The sequence below is a fragment of the Rhodococcus sp. NPDC003318 genome (genome assembly GCF_042879035.1).
Taxonomy (GTDB): domain Bacteria; phylum Actinomycetota; class Actinomycetes; order Mycobacteriales; family Mycobacteriaceae; genus Rhodococcus_G.
Genome location: NZ_JBIAOU010000005.1, coordinates 65220 through 87612 on the forward strand (window position 1 = coordinate 65220; position 22393 = coordinate 87612).

A 22393-nucleotide genomic window follows, 5' to 3' on the forward strand; every position below is an offset into this window, starting at 1 on the left:
TCCAGGTAGGACGCGTGCGGGGTCGGTTGCTGTGAGGTCCATCCGGGCCGGACTCGACTGCACCACCGGTACCCGTGACGAGGAGTTGCCGCCACCGATCACTTCGCGTCCCGCTCCATCGCGGCGATCAGGCTCGTCGGGCGCATGTCGGTCCAGTTCGCCTCCACGTAGGAGGTGCACTCGTGTCGCGCGGCCGGGCCGTGGACCTCGCTCCAGCCGGCGGGGATCTGCGCGAACAGGGGCCAGAGGGGGTGCTGGCCCTCGTCGTTGACCAGGACGAGGAAGGTGCCGTCCTCGTCGTCGAAGGGACCGAGACGGCCGCCTCTGTGGGCCGTACAGGTTGTCCAGCCGAGCCGTACCGACCGCACGGAGGCGGGCGGCGGTCTCCGCGGGCAGCGCTTCGCCGATGGCGAGGATGCGGGTCACCGATTCCGGGAACGCGTCCGGCTGATCGGTCAGCAGCACGACGGACCGTCCGGGTCCCCGGAGGGGAGCCCGAACGGTCCGTTCGAGACAGCGCGCCGTCAGGCGCGCAGGCCGTCGGTTCCGGCGCGAGTCATCACGATGTTCGGGACCACCGCGCGCGAGGACAGCCGGAGCAACCCGTCGACCATCTCGACGACGTCGTCGACCTCGAGCATCTGCTCGGCAGGGATCTTGTCGTGGATCCACGCGGCCATGTCGGTGTCGACGTATGCCGGGGAGATGGCCGTCGCACTGACGCCGTTGCCCGACTCCTCGGTGTTGAACGTCTGCACGAGCGAGATCAGCGCTGCCTTCGTGGCGCCGTAGACCGCGAGGCCGCCCTCGGCGAAGACACCGGTGATCGACGCGAGTGCCACCACCTTCGCGCCCCGGCCGGGCCGGGCGGACGCACCGGCACGCAGCAGCGGAACCGACTGCTGCAGAAGGGCGAACGGGGCCCGCAGGTTGACGTCGATCGTCTTGTCGAACCGACGCATCGGGTACTCCGCCACCGCACCCGCGGTGCCGACACCGGCGTTGAGCACCAGCGCGGTCATCTCCGCACCGAACCGCTCGGCGTGGGCCGCGATGATCGCAGCCGGAAACTCCGCGTCGGCCATGTCCCCGGCCACGGCGACCACGTCCGGCGCTCCCGCGTGTCGCAGATCCTCGGCGACGGCGTCGAGCCGTTCGGGATCGCGCGCCGTGATCGTGAGTGAGTAGCCCTGGGCGGCAAGCCTTCCGGCCACCCCCAACCCGATTCCCCGGGACGCCCCCGTGACGAGTGCGGTCAGATCGCTCATACTCCTGCTCCTGCCAGTGCTCGCAGCCCTGCTGCCATGAATTCGCCCGTGGCCTCCGCGGCACGCGCCGCGCCACTGCCCGCGTCGGAACCCTGCAGGGCCCGGTGCGTGATGCCCTCGCCGATGACGCCGAGTTTGAAGTTGGCCAGCGCCAGGTAGAAGGTCCAGTCCCCCAGGTCACGGCCCGAGGCGACCGCGTAGGTCTGTGCGAGATCGTCGGGTGACGGCAGCCGGGGGCTCGTCCACGCCGCCTGCGACCCCAGGACCAGATCGAACACCGGCGCCCGGTAGACGCACATCAACGCCGCGTCGGTGAGCGGGTCGCCGAGCGTCGACATCTCCCAGTCGACGACGGCCCGCACCCTCGTCGGGTCGGCGGCGTCGAGGATCGTGTTGTCGATCCGGAAGTCGCCGTGCACGATCGACGCGGCCGAGGACTGCGGGATCGCGTCCGCAAGCTTGGCGTGCAGTCTGGCGACATCTGGCAGGTCCTGGGTCTTGACCCGCTCCCACTGTCCGGCCCACAGCTTCACCTGACGGGCCACGAATCCGTCGGGCCTGCCGAACTCCCCGAGACCGACGGCCCGGTAGTCGACCGCGTGCAGGTCGGCGAGCACCCGCACGAGAGCGTGCGTCGAATCGCGGACCTCGGTGTCGGACAGGGCTGCCAGGTCGTCCTGGTCGCGGACGACGCGGCCGTCGACGAACTCGACGACCGTCATCTGCGCACCGAGCGCCGCGCCCGCCTCGTCGAACGCCACCGTCCGCGCGACGGGCACCGAGGAATCCTGGAGGGCCTTCGTCACCCGGAACTCACGCGCCATGTCGTGCGCCGACGGGGTGAGCCCGCTCGTCGGAGGGCGACGCACGATCCAGGTGCTGCGGTCGTCGGCCGCCTTGAAGGTGAGGTTGGACCGGCCACCGCTGACCAGGTCGACCTTCAGCTCGCCGCTGAGCTCGACGCCGCGCTCGACCAGGAACTGCCGCAGCGCGGCGACATCCATGCCGGGCAGGGTCATCAGGACTCCTTCAGTGCACGCTTGGCGGCGCCGATGACGCGCTTGGCCAGCGCCCACCGGTGCACCTCGGACGGACCGTCGTACACCCGGAACGGGCGCACCTCGCGGGACAGGCGGGCCAGTGGCAGATCGCCCGACACACCCATGCCGCCGCACATCTGGACGCTGCGGTCGACGATCCGGAAGATGGCCTCCGCCGCGAAGGTCTTGGCGATGGACGTCGAGTCGCCGCCCTTGAGTCCCTGGTCGAGCTCCCAGCACGCCCGGGTGAGCAGCGCCCGGGTCGCGGCGATGTCGATCTCGTTGTCCGCGACCATCTGCTGCACCATGCCGAGGTCACCGAGCTTGCCGCCGAACGCTTCCCGCTTCGCGACGTACTCGACCGCGATGTCGTGGCCGCGGCGAGCCGCACCGAGCCAGCGCATCACGTGTGTCATGCGGGCCGGGCCGAGGCGGACCTGGGCGTACTCGAAGCCGCGGTCGACCTCGCCGAGCACCGCCGAGTCCGGAACCAGCAGGTCCTCGAAGAACACCTCGCAGTGCCCGCCGAGCATGGACTTGTCGAGCGTGTCGATGTGGCGGCCGACGCGGATGCCGGGGGCGTCGGCAGGCGCGAGGAACATGGTGGCCCCGCCTCGGTCGCCCGGCTCACCTGCGGTGCGGGCGAAGATGATGAAGAAGCCGGCGCCGTCGGCACCGGTGATGAACCACTTGTGTCCGCTGATGCGCCACCCGCCGTCGGCCCTGACGGCGCGGGTGCTCAGCGCCGACGGGTCGGCGCCCGCGCCCGGCGCCGGTTCGGTCATCGCGAACGCGGACCGCACGTCACCGGTAGCGAGCGGAGCCAGGTACTGCTCGCGCTGCTCCGGGTTGGCGATGTGGGCGAGCATGTGGACGTTGCCCTCGTCGGGGGCGGCGATGTTCAGGGCCGTCGGGCCGAACAGGGAGTAGCCGGCCGCCTCGAACACGGGCGCGCGATCGGACATGTTCAGGCCGTGGCCACCGAACTCGACCGGCGCGTGCGGGGCGAACACACCGGCGTCCTTGGCCGCCTGCTGGAGCTTGACCCGGATCTCGTCGCCACCCGCGACGGCGATGTCGCCGCCGTGCGCGTCCTCGATCGGCAGGACGTGGTCCCGGACGAAGGTGCGGGTGCGCTCGATCAGCGCCTCCACATCGGGCGTGTAGGTCAGGTCGATCGCCACGGAAGTCTCCTCGGGTCGTACATGCACCTGCCGAGCGATCACTCGGCCCGTCGCCAGGGTGCCACAGGCCTCGAAACCGGTCAACATTGCGTTTTCACCTGTACCCAACGGCAACGAACCGCGTCGGTCCGGTTGTTCAGGATCCCTGATAGGGTCCACCTCGTTCAGATAATCTGAACACTGTCCGTCGCCACTTCCCCACGGGGGCAGGGCCGCAGGCCGGGGAGAATCGCAGGGGTGAATCGCATGGGTGAACCGACGACCGACACCGCGGGAACCGTGGGATCTGCGACCGCGGCGGACACCACCGCCGCGGCGATCCGTGCCGCACGCATCGACCGGGGGATGTCGCTGCGCGACCTGGCGCGGCGGATCGGAGTGAGCCCGGCCACCCTCAGCGCCGTCGAGAACGGACGGACCGGAGTCAACGTCGATCGTCTCCGGGAGATCGCGGACGTGCTGGACACGACGGTCGCTCGCCTGGTCGGCGAACAATCCCGTGAGTCACCCGGGCCCACACCGCGCACACCCGTACCGGAACCGCCGACGGCCGCACCGGAGGGAGCGGAGTGGCGAACGTTTCCGCCTCTGACGATCGATCCCGTCCTCGCCGCCGCCATCGACGCGTTCGTCGAGACCGGCTATCACGGGGCCACCATGCGCACGCTCGCCCGACGTGCCGGAATGAGCGTCCCCGGGGTCTACCACCATTACCGGGACAAGCAGGCACTGCTGGTCCGCGCGCTCGACCTGACGATGTCCGAACTGCACTGGCGGGTGCGAGCCGCCCGAGACGAGGGCGCAACCGCCGCCGCGCGGGTGGCCCTGATCGTGGAGGCCCTGGCGCTCTACCACACGCACCGACGGGCCCTCGCGTTCATCGGCGCGAGCGAGATGCGCAGCATCGAGGAGCCCGATCGATCGCGAATCACCGAGTCCCGCAATCAGATCCAGTACCTGCTCGACGAGCAGATCGACGCCGCGGTCCGGGACGGAACCCTGCGCACAGCCCATCCCCGCGACGCGGGGCGGGCCATCGCGACGATGTGCACCTCACTGCCGCAGTGGTTCCGAGCGCAGGGCCCGTCGTCGCCGGAACAGATCGCGGCCGAGTACGCCGAGTTCGCCCTCGACCTGCTCGGCCGGCCGAAAGAGTGAACGGGATGCGGACGGTCCGATCGCGGCGGACATCACCATCCCGGCGTTCGGACAGCGCTCGCAGTGTCAGTCCCGAGGCCAGCTCAGCCCCTGCCGTCGCTCGATCTCCTCGTTCAGCCGTCGCAGCACGACGACCAGACTGCGTCGATCCGCCTCGTCCCAGTCGGCGAGCAGATCGTTGAGCCCGTCGATCTTGCTGCTGCGGTCCCGCCGCAGTGCCGCCAGACCCGCCTCGGTCGGGCGAAGCCTCCGGGCCGTGCCGCCGTCCGGGTCGGCGATCCGCTCGGCGAACCCGTCGCGCAGGAGTGCGGCCGTCTGCCTGTTGACCGTCGAGACGTCGAGGCCGAAGGAGGCGGCGAGTTCGCCCAGGGTCATCGGCTCGCTGATCTCGAGCCGGCTCAGCAACAGGTAGGCGGACCGGTCGAGTTCCTGCTCGGCAGCGTGCGCCTTGTTCACCAGGGTTATGTGCCGGGCCAGGAGTACCATTTCGCGCTCGAGACCTCGTACGGCTTCGATCTGCGTCTCGTTTGCGTTCATCGCGGCCAATTGTGGCATCGCCGCCGCGAGCCGAAGGTCGCGGCCGGGCTCGGCGAACCACCCGGCACGGAGCCGCGAACGTGCTTACGATGGCGGCGTGGCCCCCGACATCGGCGTCCGGGCTGCTTCCACGTCCCGACGCCGCGCCGTCGCAACCACCGGCACCTGCGGGTGGCCGGTTCGGCCTCTTGCGGTCATCTGCGCCGCACTCGCCGTGGCCGCGGCGGGGTGCACGCCGCGGGGTGCCGACACCGACGAGATCGCGCTGATCTCGACGATGCAGCAGGACGAGTTGCCCTGGACGGACCGGCTGCTGCCGCCGCAGACCCCCACCGCGGTGCCCCCCGGGCCGCCGGGGAGCGACCTGCCCGCGGGCGCCTCCCCGACCACGACCGGCGACCGCGCGGGCCTCTACGGCGGCAGCCTCGACCGTCCGCTGTGCGACCGCGACCGCCTCGTAGACGACCTGGAACGTGACCCGCAGCGGATGACGGCGTGGTCGACCGTCCAGGGTGTCGACGACGTCCGCGGGTTCGTCGAGACGCTGACGCCGGTGCTGCTGCGGCAGGACACGCGCGTCACGGCGTACGGGTACGACGAGGGGCGTGCGACACCCCGCGAGTCGGTACTCGAGGCGGGAACCATCGTGCTCATCGACGACCACGGCGTCCCGAAGGTCCGCTGCGCGCGCGGCGCCCCCCTGGGCTCGCCCGCCCTCGACACCGACCCCGACCCCCTCGCGGTCCCGTGGCCGGGTTACCGGGCCGACCGGCTGCTCGTCGTGTCCCCCGCCCCCGAGTCGCTGGGCGCGGTGACGGTGGTGGATCTGTCCACCGCAGCGCTGACCGTGCTGCCGCTCGGCTCCGGACCGCAGGCCGAGTCGACGCCCGAGGCGCCGCCGCCCACCACGCGGGCACCCGTCCCCGTCGCATCGGCGTCCGCCCCGGCGCCGGGTCCCGCGCTCGCGGAAGCGTCGGCTGCACCGCCACCCGCTGCCGCACCGCCACCGGCGCCCGAACCGGAACCCGCGCCGCCAGCTCAACCCGCGCCGCCCGCTCAACCCGCACCGCCCGCACCGGCGCCCGTCGTGGTGCCACAACCGGCCCCGCCCCCGGAAATCCGGGTGGAGGTGCCCGGACTTCCTCCGCTGATCATCCAGTTGCCGAACTGAGCGGTCGGCGCCGTCGACAAGTCCTGCCCTCCACGCGAGTCGCCTCGACATCGCCGATGTATCCGCCCCAGCGACGCCGGCCGGCTGCGGTTCAGGGCTTGCGGGCCGCGTACCAGTCGACGAGGTCGGGGACGTCGACGGCCGAGCGGGCCAGCACCTTCGCGGGGTCGCCGCCCTGGAGGATCCGCTTGATCGGCACCTCGAGCTTCTTCCCGGTGCGGGTGTGCGGGACACCCGGCGCGGCGATGATCTCGTCGGGAACGTGCCTCGGCGACACCTGTTCCCGGATCGCGGCCTTGATGCGGTCACGCAGCGTGTCGTCGAGTTCGACGCCGTCGGCGAGGACGACGAACAGCGGCATCCAGTAGTCGCCGTCGGGCCGCTCCGCGCCGATCACCATCGCCTCGACGACCTCGGGCAGCCCCTCGACGACCTGGTAGATGTCGGCGCTGCCCATGCGGATCCCGTTGCGGTTCAACGTCGAGTCGGACCTTCCGTGCACGATCACACTGCCGCGGTCGGTGATCGTGATCCAGTCTCCGTGCCGCCACACTCCCGGATACGTGCCGAAGTAGGCGTCCCGATAGCGGGAACCGTCCGGGTCGTTCCAGAACCGCACGGGCATCGACGGCATCGGCCGGGTCACCACCAACTCCCCCACGGCACCGCGAACCGGGGCGCCGTCCTCGTCGAACGCATCCACCGCGACACCGAGGTACGGCACGGACAACTCACCTGGCCACACCGGGACCGTGCGGACCCCGCCGGCGAACGCCGACACCACGTCGGTGCCGCCGCTGATGGAGAACACCGGAACCTGATCCCCGACGCTCTCGGCCAGCCACAACGACGACGACGCGGGCAGCGACGACCCGGTGATCCCCACCGCCCGCAGTGCACCCAGGTCGTGATCCGCGCGCGGCACCACCCCCGCCTTCCGGCACGCGAGCACGTAGCCCGGGCTGGTCCCGAGGAGTGTGACCTTGTTCCGGGAAGCCAACTCCCACAACGTGTCCGGCTGCGGGAACGACGGGCTGCCGTCGTAGCAGACGACGGTCGCGCCGACGAGCAGAGCGGCGACCTGGAAGTTCCACATCATCCAGCTCGGGCTGGTGTACCAGAACAGTGTGTCGGCCGGGCCGATGTCGTTCTGCAGGGCCAGCGACTTCAGGTGCTCGAGGAGGACTCCACCGTGCCCGTGCACGATGCCCTTCGGCAGCCCGGTGGTCCCGCTGGAGAACACCACCCACAGCGGGTGGTCGAAGTCGACGTCGACGGGATCGAGCGGGGCGTCACCGGCACTCGCCTCCGCCCAGCACATCACCCGCCCCGGCGCCGGAAGGCCTTCGGGCACAGGCGGAGGCGGGACGGCACCGTCGGGGGCAGGGGCGGCTTCGCTGTCGCCGAGATGATCCACTCGCACAATCAGCCGCAGGTCCGGCAGGCCGGCTCGCAGCGTCGCGACCTCCGCGTCGCGGTGCTGCGCCTTCCCGCCGTACCGGTAGCCGTCGGCGGCCACCAACACGACGGGTTCGAGCTGGCCGAGCCGGTCGAGCGCCGCCGGGGCCGAGTAGTCCTGCCCGCACGCCGCCCAGATCGCACCGAGCGCGGCGGTCGCCAGGAACGCGACGACGGCCTCGGGAATGTTGGGCAGGTAACCGACCACCCGATCTCCGGGTCCGACGCCGTGCGCCTTCAGCGTCGCGGCCAGGGCACCCACCTGGCGCCGCAACTCGGCCCAGGACAGGGCGGTGTCACGCGCCGAATCCTCGCTGCAGTACCGGATGGCGGGATGGTGCCGGGTCTCGTGCCGCAGTGCCTGCCGGACGTAGTTGATCCGGGCGCCGGGGAACCAGCGGGCACCGGGCATCTGCTCGTCCACGAGCGCCGCACCGACCGGCTCCGCCGACTGCACCTCGAAGTACTCCCACACGGCCTGCCAGAAGTCGTCGAGGTCGTCGACGGACCACTGCCACAGGGCGTGGTAATCGCCCAGCGTGACGCCGCAGCGGGCCTGCACCCAGGACGTGAAATCGGTGATCCGCGCACCCTCGACGTCCTCGTCCGTCGGCACCCACTGCGGCTCGGGTGCGTTCTTCGCCCGCTGCGGCTCGGGTGCGTTCTTCGCCCGCTGCGGCTCGGCCGCGTCCTTCGCCCGCTGCGTCTCGGGTGCGTTCTTCGCCCGCTGCGGCTCGGCCGCGTCCTTCGCCCGCTCCGCCACTGTCAGTCGCCTCCTGGTCGCCTCTACTGTGCAGTGTCACCTGCCCTGCGCACGATCGCCTCCGCGTGCCGGAACAGCGGGGCATCCACCATCTTGCCCTCGAAGGTGAAGACTCCGCGCTCGTTCCCGGCCGCGGCCAGGACACGCCGGGCCCAGTCCAGGTCCTGCGCACTCGGCGCGTACGCCTCCCGGACCACCGTCACCTGGCTCGGGTGGATCGACACCTTGACGTCGAACCCGACGGCGACCGCATCGGCGGCTTCCGCGCGCAGCCCGGCGAGGTCCTCGATGTCCAGGTACACCGAGTCCAGCGCGAACCGGCCGTGCGCCTTCGCGGCGAGCAGCGACGTGGACCGGACGTGCCGAGCGACATCGCGATACGTCCCGTCGGCATCCCGACTGCCGGTGCCGCCGAGCCCGGCCACCAGATCCTCCGCGCCCCACATCACGCCGACCGCGTTGGCGACCTGCGCGGACTCCGCGACCGTCAGCGCGCCGAGCGGGGACTCGATCAGCGCGATCACCTCGCGCGGTGCCAGCGACCGGACCTGCTCGGCGGACTCGCACTTCGGCAGCATCACCCGGGGATAACGGGTCTCGCGCAGCGCCTCCAGGTCGAGGCGCTGGTCCTCGGTGCCGTGTGCGTTGATCCTCACCACGGTGCGCTCCGGATCCAGCGGGGTGTCGATCAGCGCGCGGCGGGCCGCGTCCCGATCGGCCGCGGCGACACCGTCCTCGAGGTCGAGGATCACCACATCGGCAGCGGCCGCGGCCTTGGCGAACCGCTCGGGCCGGTCCGCCGGGCAGAACAGCCATGCGGGCCCCGGGGGAACCCACATCGAGCGTGTCTCGGTCATCTCACTCCCCTTCCGGGCGCTTGCGGACCATCGTCTTGCGGACCGCGGTCGCGACGACGTCGCCGTGCTGGTTCCGCGCCGTGTGGGCGAACGTCACGATCCCCTCCCCGGGCCTGCTCTTCGACTCCCGCTTCTCGACGATCTCGGTCTCCGCGTACATCGTGTCACCGTGGAACAGCGGTTTGGGGAACGCGATCTCGGAGAACCCGAGGTTGCCGACGATGGTGCCCTGCGTCAGCTGCGCCACCGACAACCCGACCAGGGTGGACAGCGTGAACATCGAGTTCACCAGACGCGCGTTGAACGGCGGCAGGTCGTCGGCGAACGCGGCGTCGAGGTGCAGTGCCTGGGTGTTCATCGTCAGCGTGGTGAACAGGACGTTGTCGGCCTCGGTGACGGTGCGGCCCGGTCGGTGCTCGTAGACGACACCGGTCTCGAACTCCTCGAACCACAGTCCGCGCTGGACCACACGTCGGACGTCGCTCACAGGCCCGCCTCCCGGGCGATCAGCATCAGCTGCACCTCGGTGGTGCCCTCACCGATCTCGAGGATCTTGCTGTCCCGGTAGTGACGGGCGACCGCGTACTCGTTCATGAAGCCGTAGCCGCCGAAGATCTGCGTGGCGTCGCGTGCGTTGTCCATCGCCGCCTCGCTGGCGACCAGCTTGGCGATCGAGGCCTGCTTCTTGAAGGGCTTGCCCGCCAACATCAGTGCCGCCGCGTCGTAGTAGGCGGTGCGGGCGGTGTGCGCGCGGGCCTCCATCCGGGCGATCTTGAACGCGATCGCCTGATTGGCGCCGATCGGCCGGCCGAACGCCTCGCGCTCCTTGGCGTACTTGACGGATTCGTCGACGCAGCCCTGCGCCGCACCGACGGACAGCGCCGCGATCGCGATCCGGCCCTCGTCGAGGATCCGGAGGAAGTTCGCGTAGCCGCGGCCACGTTCGCCGAGCAGGTTCTCCCGCGGCACCCGCACGTCGTCGAACGACAGCGGATGGGTGTCGGAGGCGTTCCAGCCGACCTTGTTGTACGCCGGCTCGGCGGTGAACCCGGGCGTCGACGTCGGAACCAGGATCGTGGAGATCTCCTTCTTGCCGGCCTCGTTCACACCGGTGACCGCGGTGACGGTGACCAGCTTGGTGATGTTGGTGCCGGAGTTGGTGATGAACTGCTTGTTGCCGTTGATCACCCAGTCCTCGCCGTCCTCGCGGGCGGTGGTGCGGGTGCCGCCGGCGTCGCTGCCCGCACCCGGCTCCGTCAAACCGAAAGCGGCAAGCGACTTTCCGCTGGTGAGCTGCGGCAGCCACTCCTGCTTCTGTGCCTCGTTGCCGAACCGGTACACCGGCATCGCACCGAGCGACACACCCGCCTCGAGCGTGATTGCCACCGACTGGTCGACCTTCCCGAGTTCCTCGAGCGCGAGGCAGAGCGCGAAGTAGTCGCCGCCCTGTCCGCCGTACTCCTCGGGGAACGGCAGCCCGAACAGGCCGAGATCGGCCATCCCGTCGACCACCTCGTACGGGAACGTGTGGTTGGCGTCGTGTTCGGCGGCGACCGGCGCGACCACCGACTGTGCGAAGTCGCGAACGGTCTTCGCCAGCTGGGCGTACTCGTCGGGCAGTCCCCCGGTGGAGAGATAGTCGGTCATTCGTCGTCACCCTTCTCGTTCTGTGCGTTCGGGATCACTCGTGCGAGTAGTTGGTCGACCTTCACCTGGTCACCCGCCGCGGCGTACACCTCCACGACACCGTCGACGGGGGCGGTCAGGGCATGTTCCATCTTCATCGCCTCGACGACGACGATGGTGGTGCCCGCGGTCACGGTGGCGCCGGATTCCGCGCCGACGGCGATCACGGCGCCCGGCATGGGGCTCGTCAGTTCGGCTTCGCCGGCGTGCGTGTCACCGGTACGGACGTTGACCTCGGCGACCTCCCGGATCAACGCGGTGCCCGTCGGAGACGTCAGCCACAGGTGCCCGTCGTCCTCGGCGACGCGGTAGGTCTCACTGCGCCCGTCGATCACCACCCGCAGCGCGTCACCGTCGAGAGATGCTGTCAGCGAATGCGATTCGCCATCCTCGAGCCGGACGGTCGCTGCGTCGGGGCGGCCCGTGATGTGCACGTGCTCGGCTCGTCCCGCGGTCGCCAGCCGGACGCTGGTCGGGGCCGGGCCCCCGACCCGCCACCCGGTCGGGACGTCCCACGGATCGGCAGCACCGACCGGCCAGCGGCTCAGCCACCGGTAGGCGCCGGCGGCGACGATCTGATCGTCCGACGGCTCCGGGGCCACGAAGTGCTCGACGCGGCGATCGAGGAGTCCGGTGTCGAGGTTCCCCGCCGCCACGTCGGGATCGGCGAGCAGGAACCGGGCGAAGTCGATGTTGGTGACCACCCCGAGCACCGCCGTCTCCGCCAGCGCACGGTCCAGCCCGCGCAGTGCTGCCGCCCGATCCGGTCCGTGCGCGATGACCTTCGAGAGCATCGGGTCGTAGTCGCTGCCGACGACGGTGCCGACCCGCAGCCCGGAGTCGACCCGCACACCCGGACCACTCGGCTCCGCGAGATCGACGACGGTCCCACCGGTGGGCAGGAACCCGCGTCCGGGGTCCTCGGCGTAGACGCGGGCCTCGATTGCGTGACCGGTCAGCGTGATCTCGTCCTGCGCGATCGTGAGTTTCTCGCCGGCGGCGACGCGGACCTGCCACTCGACGAGGTCGATGCCGGTGACCATCTCGGTGACCGGGTGCTCGACCTGCAGGCGGGTGTTCATCTCCATGAAGAAGAACTCGTCCGGCCGGTCGGCGGAGACGATGAACTCCACCGTCCCCGCGCCGGAGTAGTCGACGCTGCGGGCGGTGTTGCACGCCGCCTCACCGATCCGTGCGCGGGTGGCCTCGTCGAGCAGCGGCGACGGCGCCTCCTCGATCACCTTCTGGTGCCGGCGCTGCAGGCTGCACTCACGCTCCCCGAGGTGGATCACGTTGCCGTGGGTGTCCGCGAGGATCTGCACCTCGATGTGCCGGGGCCGCAACACGAACCGCTCGAGGAACAGGGTGTCGTCACCGAACGCCGACGCCGCCTCCCGCCGCGCACTGGCAAGCGCAGCGGGCAGATCCGCCGGATCCTCGACCATCCGCATGCCCTTGCCGCCACCACCGGCGGACGGCTTGACCAGCACCGGATACCCGATGTCCTCGGCCGCGGAGATCAGCTCCGCATCGGTCAGCCCGGGCCGGGCGATGCCCGGCACCACCGGCACGTCGAACGCGGCGACCGCGTTCTTCGCGGTGATCTTGTCGCCCATCACCTCGATCGCCTTCGCCGACGGGCCGAGGAACGCGATCCCCGCGTCCGCCAACGCCGCCGCGAACGCCGCGTTCTCCGACAGGAACCCATACCCCGGGTGCACGGCCTGCGCCCCCGTGCGGCGCGCAGCGTCGACGACCCTGTCGATGTCGAGGTAACTCTCCCGCGCCGGCGCCGGCCCGAGCCGCACCGCGACATCCGCCTCCCGGACGTGCCGGGCATCGACGTCGGCGTCGCTGTAGACGGCCACCGACCGGATCCCCAACGCCCGCAACGTACGGATCACCCGGACCGCGATCTCGCCGCGATTCGCGACCAGGACGGTCTCGAACATGCCGGCACCTCCGGCGGTGTGGAACATGCCGGCACCGCCGGCGGTGTCGAACATGCCGGCACCGCCGGCGGCATCGCGCGTGCTGTTTTCGCTCATCTCGCTCATCTCGTCACATCCGGAACACGCCGTAGGAGACCGGCTCGATCGGCGCGTTCGCGCACACCGAAAGGGCAAGTCCGAGAACAGTTCTGGTGTCGGCGGGGTCGATGACGCCGTCGTCCCACAACCGCGCCGTCGAGTAGTACGGGTTGCCCTGCGACTCGTACTGCTCGCGGATCGCGTCCGGGTCGCTGCCCGACCCGACCGTGCCGAGCACCTGCGCGGCCTGCTCACCACCCATCACCGAGATCCGGGCGTTCGGCCACATCCACAGGAACCGCGGCGAGTACGCCCGCCCGCACATCGAGTAGTTGCCCGCCCCGTACGAACCGCCGATCACCACCGTCAGCTTCGGCACCCGCGCACACGCCACCGCCGTGACCATCTTCGCACCGTGCTTGGCGATACCACCCGCCTCGTAGTCCCGGCCCACCATGAAGCCGGCGATGTTCTGCAGGAACACCAACGGAATCGACCGCTTGTCGCACAACTCGATGAAGTGCGCACCCTTCATCGCGGACTCGGCGAACAGCACACCGTTGTTGGCGACGATCCCCACCGGATGCCCGTGGATCCGGGCGAACCCCGTCACCAGACTCTTGCCGTACTCCGCCTTGAACTCCTGGAACGCACCGGACCCATGGTCGGCACCGCCGACGCCGTCCACGACGCGAGTGATGACCTCGTGCACGTCGTACGGGGTCCGCGGATCCGTCGGCACCACGTCGTACAACTCGGTCTGATCCGCCACGGCGTCGACGGTCGGCGCGACGTCCCACGGACGCGGCTCCCGCGGACCGAGTGTCGAGACGATGTTCCGCACGATCCGCAGCGCGTCCTGGTCGTCCTCGGCGAGGTGGTCGGTCACCCCGGAGACCTTCGAGTGCAGGTCACCACCACCGAGTTCCTCCGCGGTCACCACCTCACCGGTCGCGGCCTTCACCAGTGGCGGACCGCCGAGGAAGATGGTGCCCTGGTTGCGGACGATGACCGCCTCGTCGCTCATCGCGGGCACATACGCCCCACCCGCGGTGCACGACCCCATCACCGACGCGATCTGAGCAATCCCCTTGGCGCTCATCGTCGCCTGGTTGTAGAAGATCCGCCCGAAGTGCTCCCGGTCCGGGAACACCTCGTCCTGCCGCGGCAGGAACGCACCCCCGGAGTCGACGAGGTAGATGCACGGCAGGTTGTTCTGCAGCGCGATCTCCTGCGCCCGCAGATGCTTCTTCACCGTCATCGGGTAGTAGGTTCCGCCCTTGACCGTCGCATCGTTGGCGACGATCACGCACTCTCGACCCGACACCCGCCCGATCCCGGCGATCATCCCCGCACCCGGGCACTCGTCGTCGTACAACCCGTTCGCCGCCAACGGCGCCAACTCCAGGAACGCGCTGCCCGGATCGAGCAGCGTGTTCACCCGCTCCCGCGGCAACAACTTGCCCCGATCGACGTGCCGCTGCCGCGACTTCTCACTGCCACCGAGCGCCGCAACCCGCAGCCGCTCCCGCAGCTCGGTCACCAACCGCTCGTGCTCGGCCCTGTTCTTGTCCTGATCGAACGCCATCTCGCCGCCTGTCCGCTCGAAGCCCGCGCGGTCCGTGGCCACCGGATCCGATCGCCGGAACCACATCTTCGCCAATTCGGTTAACTTCCAATAACCGAATTCAAGATAACTGTGCTTAACTGAGTTGTCCAGACCCCAGGCTCGGGGACGACCGACAGACCAGGAGAGGAGGCCCCACCGTGACGGCGAACCACGATGTGGCCGGCACCGCCGCCCCCACGCGACGCAGCCAGGCCAAGGCGGACCGTCGACGCCAACTCCTGCGGGCGGCAGCCAGATTGATCGCCGAACGGGGCTACACCGGAGTTCGCCTCGAGGATCTCGGCTCGGCCGTCGGCATCAGCGGACCGGCCGTGTACCGCCACTTCTCCAACAAGGAGGCGCTGCTCGTCGAGCTGCTGGTCGGCATCAGCGCGCGCCTGTTCGACGGCGGCACCGCCGTCGTCGAGTCCACCCCCGACGCCGAGCTGGCACTCGCCGGGCTGATCGAGTTCCACCTCGACTTCGCACTCGGCGAATCCGATCTGATTCGCGTGCAGGACCGCGACCTCGGGTCGCTGCCCGACCCGGCCCGGCGCCAGGTGCGCCAGTACCAGCGCCGCTACGTCGAACTGTGGGTGCAGGTGCTGTGCAAGACCGACCCCGCGCTCTCCGAGACCGACGCCCGCACCAAGGCGCACGCCACCTTCGGCCTGATCAACTCCACACCGCACAGCGCGAACCCGGCGACCCCGACCCGGACGCGCGACGTCCTGCGCCGGATGACCGTCGCCGCGCTCGCGCCGGGCGTGTGAGACGCGAAACCGGGTATTGCACCTTTCCGAACAACGTTAGACAATTCGAACTGTGTTAGACGACGTGCGGCCGGACGTCCCGGTACGCACCCCCACCAGCAGGGTCCGCAAACGCCACGAGGCGACGCGAGCGGAGATCCTCGCTGCGGCGTGGTCCCTGGTGCGAGCACACGGTCTCGCCGCGCTCACGCTGCGCGACGTCGCCCGGGAGGTCGGGATGCGAGCGCCCTCGCTCTACTCGTACTTCCCGTCCAAGAACGCCATCTACGACGCGATGTACGTGCAGGGGTGCCGGGAGTTCGTCGAGTACTACGAGCAGATCCCCGTCACCGACGACGCGCTGACCGATCTCCGGGCCGGGATGCACGCATTCGTCCGCTTCTGCACCGACGACCCCGCCCGGTACCAACTGCTCTTCCAGCGCACACTTCCCGGCTTCGAACCGACCCCGGACTCGTTCTCGTGGGCGGTCCGCGGCCTCGACCTCCTCCGCCGCCGGCTGTCCGTACACGGGTACGACGAGGACGTCCTCGACCTCCTCACGGCGATCGGCACCGGACTGGCCGATCAGCAGATTTCCAACGATCCCGGCGGTGACCGGTGGATCCGGCTGATCGACGACGCGATGACGATGTTCCACAATCACGTCTCCCGCTGATCCGCCGCAGCGAGGGACCGGGCCCCCCAGGCCCACCACGACACGAGGCCCGCCATGACCGACATCACCGATCCCGTCACCGACATTCCACGCCTGGATCGCGCGGGGTACGCGCGACTCGCGGCCACCGAGTACGCACGCATGCTCGACACGCTGCGGGGATTGACGCCGGGCGACTGGCCCCGGCCCACCGACTGCGCGGCCTGGGACGTGCGCGCCCTCGCCGGCCACGTTCTCGGCGGCACCGAACTCGTCTGCACTCTGCGCGAGTTCGTCCACCAACTCCGAGCGGGGTCGGCCGCCGCGCGGGGCCGCCCCACGGTCGACGGGATGACCGAGGTCCAGGTGCGCGAACGCGCCCCGCTCGGCACCGACGAACTGATCGACCGGTTCGGACTCGCCGGTCCCCGGGCCGCGCGGGTGCGGGCCCGGCTCCCCCGCCCGTTCCGGTGGATTCCGATGACCGCCAGGGTCGGTGACGTCGACGAGAAGTGGCGTCTCGGCTACCTTTTCGACATCATTCTGACCCGCGACACCTGGATGCACCGGGTGGATCTGTGCCGTGCGACGGACACCCCGATGACGCTGACCGGCGACCACGACGGGCGGATCGTCGCCGACGTGGTCCGCGAATGGGCGGGGCGGCACGGCCGGCCCTTCGCGGTGGAGCTGACGGGACCGGCGGGCGGCGTGTTCGCCTCGCCGACAGCATGTTCCGAGAGCATCTCGATGGACGCCGTCGAATTCTGCCGCGTCCTCTCCGGGCGAGGCCGGGCAGGCACCGGGCTGCTCGCGCGCCCCGTCCCGTTCTGACACGCTCCGCGCAGTGGTGCACTTGTGGACGCCGGACCCTCCGAAAGTGCACCACTGCGCGGAGCGCCTCTCAGTTCCGGGTGCGGGCGAACACGCCCGCGAGGACAAGCGCGACCGCGACGGCGAACCACAGCCCCGCCAACCCCAGTGCGCGGTGCGTCGCCGCGCCCGCGAGCACCCCTGCCGACAGCGCCAGCCACAGGCCCGCGAATCGCAGCCAGTCCCACCGCGGTCCGCCGGTCAGTGCCGCCGCGATGCCGCGTCCGACCTTGACCAGGGTGCCCGTCACGTAGGTCAGGCTGATCGACGACGCGCTGCTCCCGTCGAAGACGGTGTTCTCGATTCCCATCGCCAGCGTCAGGGCCGCGATCACCGCCTGGTCGGGACCGAACGCGGAGCACACCGTGGCCACCGAGATCAGCACCGCGACGAGGGCCATCACCGCCGGGCGACGGCGCCGACCCGCGAGGTGCCCGAGCACCGAACCCGCGGTCACGCCGAGCACGAACAACGCGACGACCGACGCTCCGACCAGAACCGGATGCCACTGCCCGTCGACGAGGGCCACCCCGGCCTGGGTGGTGTTGCCGCTCATGAACGAGACGAAGAACCCGCCGAGGGTGATGAACCCCATCGCGTCGACGTACCCGGCCAGGGCAGCGAGCAGCGCCGCGATCGCGAAGGTCGCGCGATCGGCGTCCACAACCAAGGCGGGTTCCCTTTCGATCGATCTCGTTGCCGGCGAACCCGCCCCAGCGTACGGCTAGGTCTTTCTGGTGAGCGAGGTGTAGCCGAGAGTCAGGACCGCGGCCGCCGCGATACTGATGATCCACCGCCACCAGTCGATCCCGGATGTGTCTCCGGTGTCGCTGATCATGTCCCAGACCCAGTAGCCGATCAGCGCGCCCGCGATGCCGAGGATGACGGTGATCACCCAGCCCATCGCCTGCTTGCCCGGAATGACGAGGCGGGCCAGCACGCCGATGACCGCGCCGAAAATGATGGTGCCGATGATGTCCCCAACCATGGGTGGACTCCCTTCGTACTGCACCCGAACCGGACGGTGTACGACTTCGTCAAACTCTGATCGTGGCACGGATACGGCTCGAACGGAACTGTTTCCCGGCCACGAAGTTCGCCCCACACCCCGTCGCCCGGACAATCGGGCGCGAGGTGTGGGGCGAGAGATCGACCGGGCGAGCGGCGGTGGGACTACTGACCGTGCACGATCACGCCGCGGATGTTCTTGCCGTCGCGCAGGTCCTGGTAGCCCTCGTTGACCTGTTCGAGGGTGTACCGGGTGGTGACCAATTCGTCCAGCTTCAACTGGCCCGCGTCGTAGAGGCGGAGCAGCCTGACGATGTCGTACTGCGGGTTCATCGACCCGAACAGCGAACCCTTGATCGTCTTCTGGTTGAGGGTCAGGTCACAGCCGGAGACGTGCACCGTGAGCTTCTCCGGGTTCGCGAGCCCGGTGATGACGACGGTGCCGCCCTTGCCGATCACGGCGGTCGCCGCGGAGACGACGGCCTCGTCGACGGTGCCGACCAGGATCAGCGCCGCGTCCGCGCCCTGGCCCCAGGTCAGTTCGGTGACCTTGGCCGCCGCACTCTCGGCGTCCGGGAATGCATGCGTGGCACCGAACTTCAGGGCGGTCTCCCGCTTGAACGGAACCGGATCGACGGCGACGACGTACTTGCAACCGGCGGCGACCGCCCCCTGGATCGCGTTGATGCCGAGGCCACCGATGCCGTACACGACAGCGGTGTCCCCGGCACGCAGGTTGCCCGCGTTCACGGCGGTGCCCCAGCCCGAGGGGACGCCGCAGCCGACGAGGACCGCCGTCTCCAGCGGCAGCCAGTCGTCGACCTTGACGACCGAGTGCTGGGAGATGGTGGCCCGCTCGGAGAAGGTGCCGAGCATGCACATGGCGCCGAAATCGACTCCGTTGCCGTGGAATCGGAAGGTGCCGTCGGGCATCGAGCCCTCGAGGATCGTGGCACCCATGTCGCACAGGTTCTGCCGCCCCGTCGAACAGTAGCGACAGGTGCCGCAGTTCGGGATGAAGCTGCACACGACGTGGTCGCCGGGCTTGACCTTGGTGACGCCGGGGCCGACCTCCTCGATGATCCCGGAGCCCTCGTGGCCGCCGACGATCGGGTAGCGCGGCGGCAGGTCGCCGTCCGTCAGGTGCAGGTCCGAGTGGCACAGGCCGGCGGCGGTGTACTTGATCAGCACCTCGCCGGGGCCCGGGCCGTCGAGCTCGAGTTCCATGAGTTCGAACGGCTTGCCCGCCTCGAGCAGTACGGCTGCGGTGGTCTTCATGGTGGTTATCCTTCGGCGAGTGGTGGTCAGAGTGCAATGTTGACGGACTTGGTGATCGTGTAGGCGTCGAGTCCGGCGGCACCGAGTTCACGCCCCCACCCGGACTGCTTGTAGCCGCCGAAAGGCATCGCCGTGTCGAAGCCGTTGTACTGGTTGATCCACACCGAACCGGCCTTGATCCGGCGTGCGGTGCGGTGCGCCTTGGAGATGTCCTTGGTCCAGATGCCCGCGGCGAGACCGTAGATCGAGTCGTTGGCCGCGGCGGCGACACCTGCCTCGGCGTTGAACGGCTGGGCGGCGACGACGGGGCCGAAGATCTCCTCGCGGACGATGGAGAACTCGGGCTCGACGTCGACGAAGACGGTGGGTTCGACGAACCAGCCCGTCTCGCCCCACCGCTTGCCGCCGGTCAGTGCCCGCGCCCCGTCGGCGAGCCCGGCGGCGAGGTAGCCGGTGACCCTGTCGAACTGTTCCTGCGAGACGAGAGGGCCGAGCTGGGTGGTCGGGTCGAGGCCGGGGCCGATCTTCACCTGGCTCGCGGCATCGGCGACGGCCTGCGTGAACTCGTCGAAGATCTTGTCCTCCACGAACAGCCGGGTGCCCGCGACGCAGCACTGCCCGTGGTTGAACAGCCAGGCGTTCAGCGACCCCTCCACGGCGGCGTCGAAGTCCGCGTCCGCGAACACGATGTTCGGGCTCTTGCCGCCGAGCTCGAGGGTGACCTTCTTCAGGTTGCCCTTCGCGGCGTCGACGATCTTCTTGCCCACCTCCGTGGATCCGGTGAACGCCACCTTGTCGACGCTCTCGTGCGCGGACAGCGCGGCGCCGGCGTCGCCGAAGCCGCTGACGATGTTGACCACACCGGGCGGGAATCCCGCTTCCTGGAACACCTCCCCCAGCAGGAGCGCGGTCAGCGGTGTCTGCTCGGCGGGCTTGAGGATGACGGTGTTGCCGGCGCCGAGGGCGGGGGCGAGCTTCCACGCCGCCATCAGCAGCGGGAAGTTCCACGGCACGATCAGTCCGCAGACGCCGACCGGCTCCCGCAGGGTGTAGGCGTGGAACTGGGCGTCCGGTGCGAACGGCATGGACACGTTGACCGTGCTGCCCTCGATCTTGGTGGCCCAACCGGCGTAGTAGCGGAACACGTCGGCCGCCCAGGCCACGTCGACAGCGCTGGCGATGCCGGCGGACTTGCCGTTGTCGAGGGCCTCGAGCTGACCGAACTCCTCGGCCCGCTCGCTGAGGAGGTCACCGACCCGCCAGATCAACCGTTCGCGCTGGTTCGGCTTCATCGACGGCCACGGGCCCTCGTCGAATGCGCGGCGAGCGGCGCGCACCGCCCGGTCGACGTCCTCGGCCTGACCGTGGGCCACCTCGGTGAGGACGTTTCCGGTGGCGGGATCGTGCGTGGGGAAGGTGCGACCTGAGGCCGCCTCCACCCACTCGCCTCCGATCAGGAGCTTCTTCGGCCCACCGGCCAGGAAGCCCCGCACCGGGGTGGCGAGCGGGAAGTCGGCGATCGCTGTCATCGGATCTCCTTCGTACTGACGATGTGACGTGCGCCATATTTCGTCAAGTTCGAGGGTGCCAACTGTCCAAGGTTCGGACACCTGCCGGACATCGTGCGGTCAGGTAGCGACCCGTTCCCGCAGGCGTCCGGTCACCTCGGCCCCCGCATCGCCGCGCAGTCGGAGCAGCGGCGGAAGCGTCACCAGCAGCAACCCGGCGACCAGCAGGAACGCGAATCGGTAGGGCGCCAGGGCGGAGTCGTCGGGATTCACCGACTCGACCGATGTGCCCGCCTGCACGGCCAGCGCGCCGAGCGCGACCCCCATGCCGGCGGCGACCTGCTGCACCGTGGCGGACAGCGTGTTGGCCCCGGACAGCCGGTCGGACGGGATGTCCGCGTACGTCATGGTGTTGTACGCGGTGAAGCCGATCGAGCGGAACGCGCCGCTGACGAAGAGGACCGCGAGCATCAGCGGCAGCGGTGTCCCGGCTGTGAGGAAGGCGCATCCGACGAACGTCAGGGCCACGCACACCGTGTTGACGAGCAGCACCGTCCGGAAACCCAGCCACCGCATCAGTGGCGTGGTGACCGGCTTGATGGCGAGATTGCCGACGAACACTGCCGCAACGACCAGTCCCGATCGGAAGGGATCCCACCCGAAGCCGTCCTGGAACATCAACGGCAGCATGAACGGCGCCGTGAAGATCGTCGCCCGGTACACGTTCCCGGCGACAGTGGACACCCGGAAGGTGTCGGTGCGCAGCGCGGTGAAGTCGAGGAGCGGACGGGCTGTGCGTCGCAGATGCCACCACGCGGCGACCCCGAACACCACCGCCACCGCGGCCGCGGCCAGCGACCCCACCACCGGTCGGGACCAGAGCGAATCGGCCCCGACGGTGAGCGCCGCGATCGTGACACCGATCAGCACGAAGCCGGGCCAGTCCAGTGTGCGGGCAGCGACCGTCCGAGCCTCGGCGGGCACCACCCTCACGGCGGCCAGGAAGGCGGCGATACCCAGCGGCACGTTGACGAGGAAGATCCAGTGCCACGAGGCGAGGGTGACGATGGCACCGCCGATCACCGGGGCGAGCACCGGCGCGAGCAGGGCGGGCCACGTCAGGTACGCGACCGCGCGCATCATGTCCCGTTTCTCGGTGTTGCGCAGGACCGCGAACCGGCCGACCGGGACCATCATCGCTCCCCCGACGGCCTGCAGTACCCGCATCGCGGTGAGCATCGCCAGGCTCGTGCTCAGCGCACACAGCACCGATGCGACAGTGAAAACCGCTATGGCGCATAGGAACACCCGCCGGACGCCCCACCGCTCGGCGAGTTGGCCACTGACCGGGATGCACACGGCGATGGTGAGCATGTAGGCCGTCATCGCGATACCGATGTCGACCGCGGCCACCCCGAACGACTGCGCGATGGCGGGCGCCGCGGTCGCGATGACGGTCCCGTCGAGGATCTCCATGAAGGCCGTACCGGCGACCAGGATCGCCAGTCCGCGCGGGACCCCCACCCGCCCGGGGCGACGGCCCGGGGACTCGACC

The 22393-nt window shown here is 70.0% G+C and carries 21 protein-coding genes; 5 read left to right on the forward strand and 16 right to left on the reverse strand.

Going from position 1 to position 22393, the window contains the following annotated elements; genetic code table 11:
• Positions 1-98: 98 nt before the first annotated feature.
• The 4 genes from ACFYVR_RS11155 to ACFYVR_RS11170 all read right to left on the reverse strand — a co-directional run bounded on the left by ACFYVR_RS11155 (position 99) and on the right by ACFYVR_RS11170 (position 3492).
• Positions 99-368 (reverse strand): MbtH family protein, encoded by a 270-nt coding sequence (locus ACFYVR_RS11155; RefSeq protein ID WP_387472755.1) that lies wholly within the window; start codon positions 366-368, stop codon positions 99-101.
• 156 nt (positions 369-524) lie between these two features.
• Complete coding sequence (locus tag ACFYVR_RS11160) at positions 525-1268, reverse strand: SDR family NAD(P)-dependent oxidoreductase (protein WP_387472757.1); 744 nt, start codon at positions 1266-1268, stop codon at positions 525-527.
• A complete protein-coding gene (locus tag ACFYVR_RS11165; protein ID WP_387472759.1) occupies positions 1265-2287 on the reverse strand; it encodes a phosphotransferase family protein in 1023 nt (340 codons plus the stop codon). The genes ACFYVR_RS11160 and ACFYVR_RS11165 overlap by 4 nt, the downstream gene beginning before the upstream one ends.
• Entirely contained in the window at positions 2287-3492 is a 1206-nt protein-coding gene (locus ACFYVR_RS11170; protein ID WP_387472761.1) for an acyl-CoA dehydrogenase family protein, read from the reverse strand. Before ACFYVR_RS11170 ends, ACFYVR_RS11165 begins: the two co-directional genes overlap by 1 nt.
• 246 nt (positions 3493-3738) lie before the next feature.
• On the opposite strand from ACFYVR_RS11170, the gene ACFYVR_RS11175 reads away from it, so the two are divergent.
• Positions 3739-4650 carry a TetR family transcriptional regulator gene (locus ACFYVR_RS11175; protein WP_387472763.1) on the forward strand — a complete coding sequence of 304 codons (912 nt, stop codon included), beginning with the start codon at positions 3739-3741 and terminating at the stop codon, positions 4648-4650.
• 66 nt (positions 4651-4716) lie between these two features.
• Here the strand turns inward: ACFYVR_RS11175 and ACFYVR_RS11180 are convergent, their stop codons facing one another.
• Positions 4717-5187: a MarR family winged helix-turn-helix transcriptional regulator gene (locus ACFYVR_RS11180; RefSeq protein ID WP_387472765.1), complete on the reverse strand. Its 471-nt coding sequence runs from the start codon at positions 5185-5187 to the stop codon at positions 4717-4719.
• Positions 5188-5284: 97 nt separating this feature from the next.
• On the opposite strand from ACFYVR_RS11180, the gene ACFYVR_RS11185 reads away from it, so the two are divergent.
• Positions 5285-6358, forward strand: a complete 1074-nt coding sequence (locus ACFYVR_RS11185; RefSeq protein ID WP_387472767.1) for a DUF6777 domain-containing protein — start codon at positions 5285-5287, stop codon at positions 6356-6358.
• Positions 6359-6449: 91 nt separating this feature from the next.
• Here ACFYVR_RS11185 and ACFYVR_RS11190 read toward each other — a convergent pair whose 3' ends face one another.
• The 6 genes from ACFYVR_RS11190 to ACFYVR_RS11215 form a co-directional block, all read right to left on the reverse strand.
• Entirely contained in the window at positions 6450-8579 is a 2130-nt protein-coding gene (locus tag ACFYVR_RS11190; protein ID WP_387472769.1) for an acetoacetate--CoA ligase, read from the reverse strand.
• A 23-nt stretch (positions 8580-8602) separates the two neighbouring features.
• A complete protein-coding gene (locus tag ACFYVR_RS11195) occupies positions 8603-9436 on the reverse strand; it encodes an HpcH/HpaI aldolase/citrate lyase family protein (RefSeq protein WP_387472771.1) in 834 nt (277 codons plus the stop codon).
• Between the two features lies 1 nt (position 9437).
• Entirely contained in the window at positions 9438-9923 is a 486-nt protein-coding gene (locus ACFYVR_RS11200) for a MaoC family dehydratase (RefSeq protein ID WP_387472773.1), read from the reverse strand.
• On the reverse strand, positions 9920-11083 hold the full coding sequence (locus ACFYVR_RS11205) for an acyl-CoA dehydrogenase family protein (RefSeq protein ID WP_387472775.1): 1164 nt from the start codon (positions 11081-11083) through the stop codon (positions 9920-9922). Before ACFYVR_RS11205 ends, ACFYVR_RS11200 begins: the two co-directional genes overlap by 4 nt.
• Positions 11080-13101, reverse strand: a complete 2022-nt coding sequence (locus ACFYVR_RS11210) for an acetyl/propionyl/methylcrotonyl-CoA carboxylase subunit alpha (protein ID WP_387473113.1) — start codon at positions 13099-13101, stop codon at positions 11080-11082. The genes ACFYVR_RS11205 and ACFYVR_RS11210 overlap by 4 nt, the downstream gene beginning before the upstream one ends.
• An 82-nt stretch (positions 13102-13183) precedes the next feature.
• A complete protein-coding gene (locus ACFYVR_RS11215; RefSeq protein ID WP_387473115.1) occupies positions 13184-14740 on the reverse strand; it encodes a carboxyl transferase domain-containing protein in 1557 nt (518 codons plus the stop codon).
• A gap of 179 nt (positions 14741-14919) precedes the next feature.
• Between ACFYVR_RS11215 and ACFYVR_RS11220 the strand changes: the two genes are divergently transcribed.
• The 3 genes from ACFYVR_RS11220 to ACFYVR_RS11230 are packed head-to-tail and all read left to right on the forward strand — an operon-like array spanning position 14920 to position 17005.
• Positions 14920-15534, forward strand: coding sequence for a TetR/AcrR family transcriptional regulator (locus ACFYVR_RS11220; RefSeq protein ID WP_387472777.1), 615 nt, complete (start codon positions 14920-14922; stop codon positions 15532-15534).
• Between the two features lie 52 nt (positions 15535-15586).
• Positions 15587-16192, forward strand: a complete 606-nt coding sequence (locus tag ACFYVR_RS11225; protein ID WP_387472779.1) for a TetR/AcrR family transcriptional regulator — start codon at positions 15587-15589, stop codon at positions 16190-16192.
• 54 nt (positions 16193-16246) lie between these two features.
• Positions 16247-17005: a maleylpyruvate isomerase family mycothiol-dependent enzyme gene (locus ACFYVR_RS11230; protein ID WP_387472780.1), complete on the forward strand. Its 759-nt coding sequence runs from the start codon at positions 16247-16249 to the stop codon at positions 17003-17005.
• A gap of 70 nt (positions 17006-17075) precedes the next feature.
• On the opposite strand, the gene ACFYVR_RS11235 is transcribed toward ACFYVR_RS11230, so the two are convergent.
• From ACFYVR_RS11235 to ACFYVR_RS11255, 5 genes are all read right to left on the reverse strand, one after another.
• Entirely contained in the window at positions 17076-17708 is a 633-nt protein-coding gene (locus ACFYVR_RS11235; RefSeq protein ID WP_387473117.1) for a YoaK family protein, read from the reverse strand.
• 60 nt (positions 17709-17768) lie between these two features.
• Entirely contained in the window at positions 17769-18032 is a 264-nt protein-coding gene (locus tag ACFYVR_RS11240) for a GlsB/YeaQ/YmgE family stress response membrane protein (protein WP_387472782.1), read from the reverse strand.
• A gap of 185 nt (positions 18033-18217) precedes the next feature.
• A complete protein-coding gene (locus ACFYVR_RS11245; RefSeq protein WP_387472783.1) occupies positions 18218-19330 on the reverse strand; it encodes an NDMA-dependent alcohol dehydrogenase in 1113 nt (370 codons plus the stop codon).
• A 26-nt stretch (positions 19331-19356) separates the two neighbouring features.
• Entirely contained in the window at positions 19357-20859 is a 1503-nt protein-coding gene (locus ACFYVR_RS11250) for an aldehyde dehydrogenase family protein (RefSeq protein WP_387472785.1), read from the reverse strand.
• 99 nt (positions 20860-20958) lie between these two features.
• Positions 20959-22344: an MFS transporter gene (locus tag ACFYVR_RS11255; RefSeq protein WP_387473119.1), complete on the reverse strand. Its 1386-nt coding sequence runs from the start codon at positions 22342-22344 to the stop codon at positions 20959-20961.
• Positions 22345-22393: the final 49 nt, after the last annotated feature.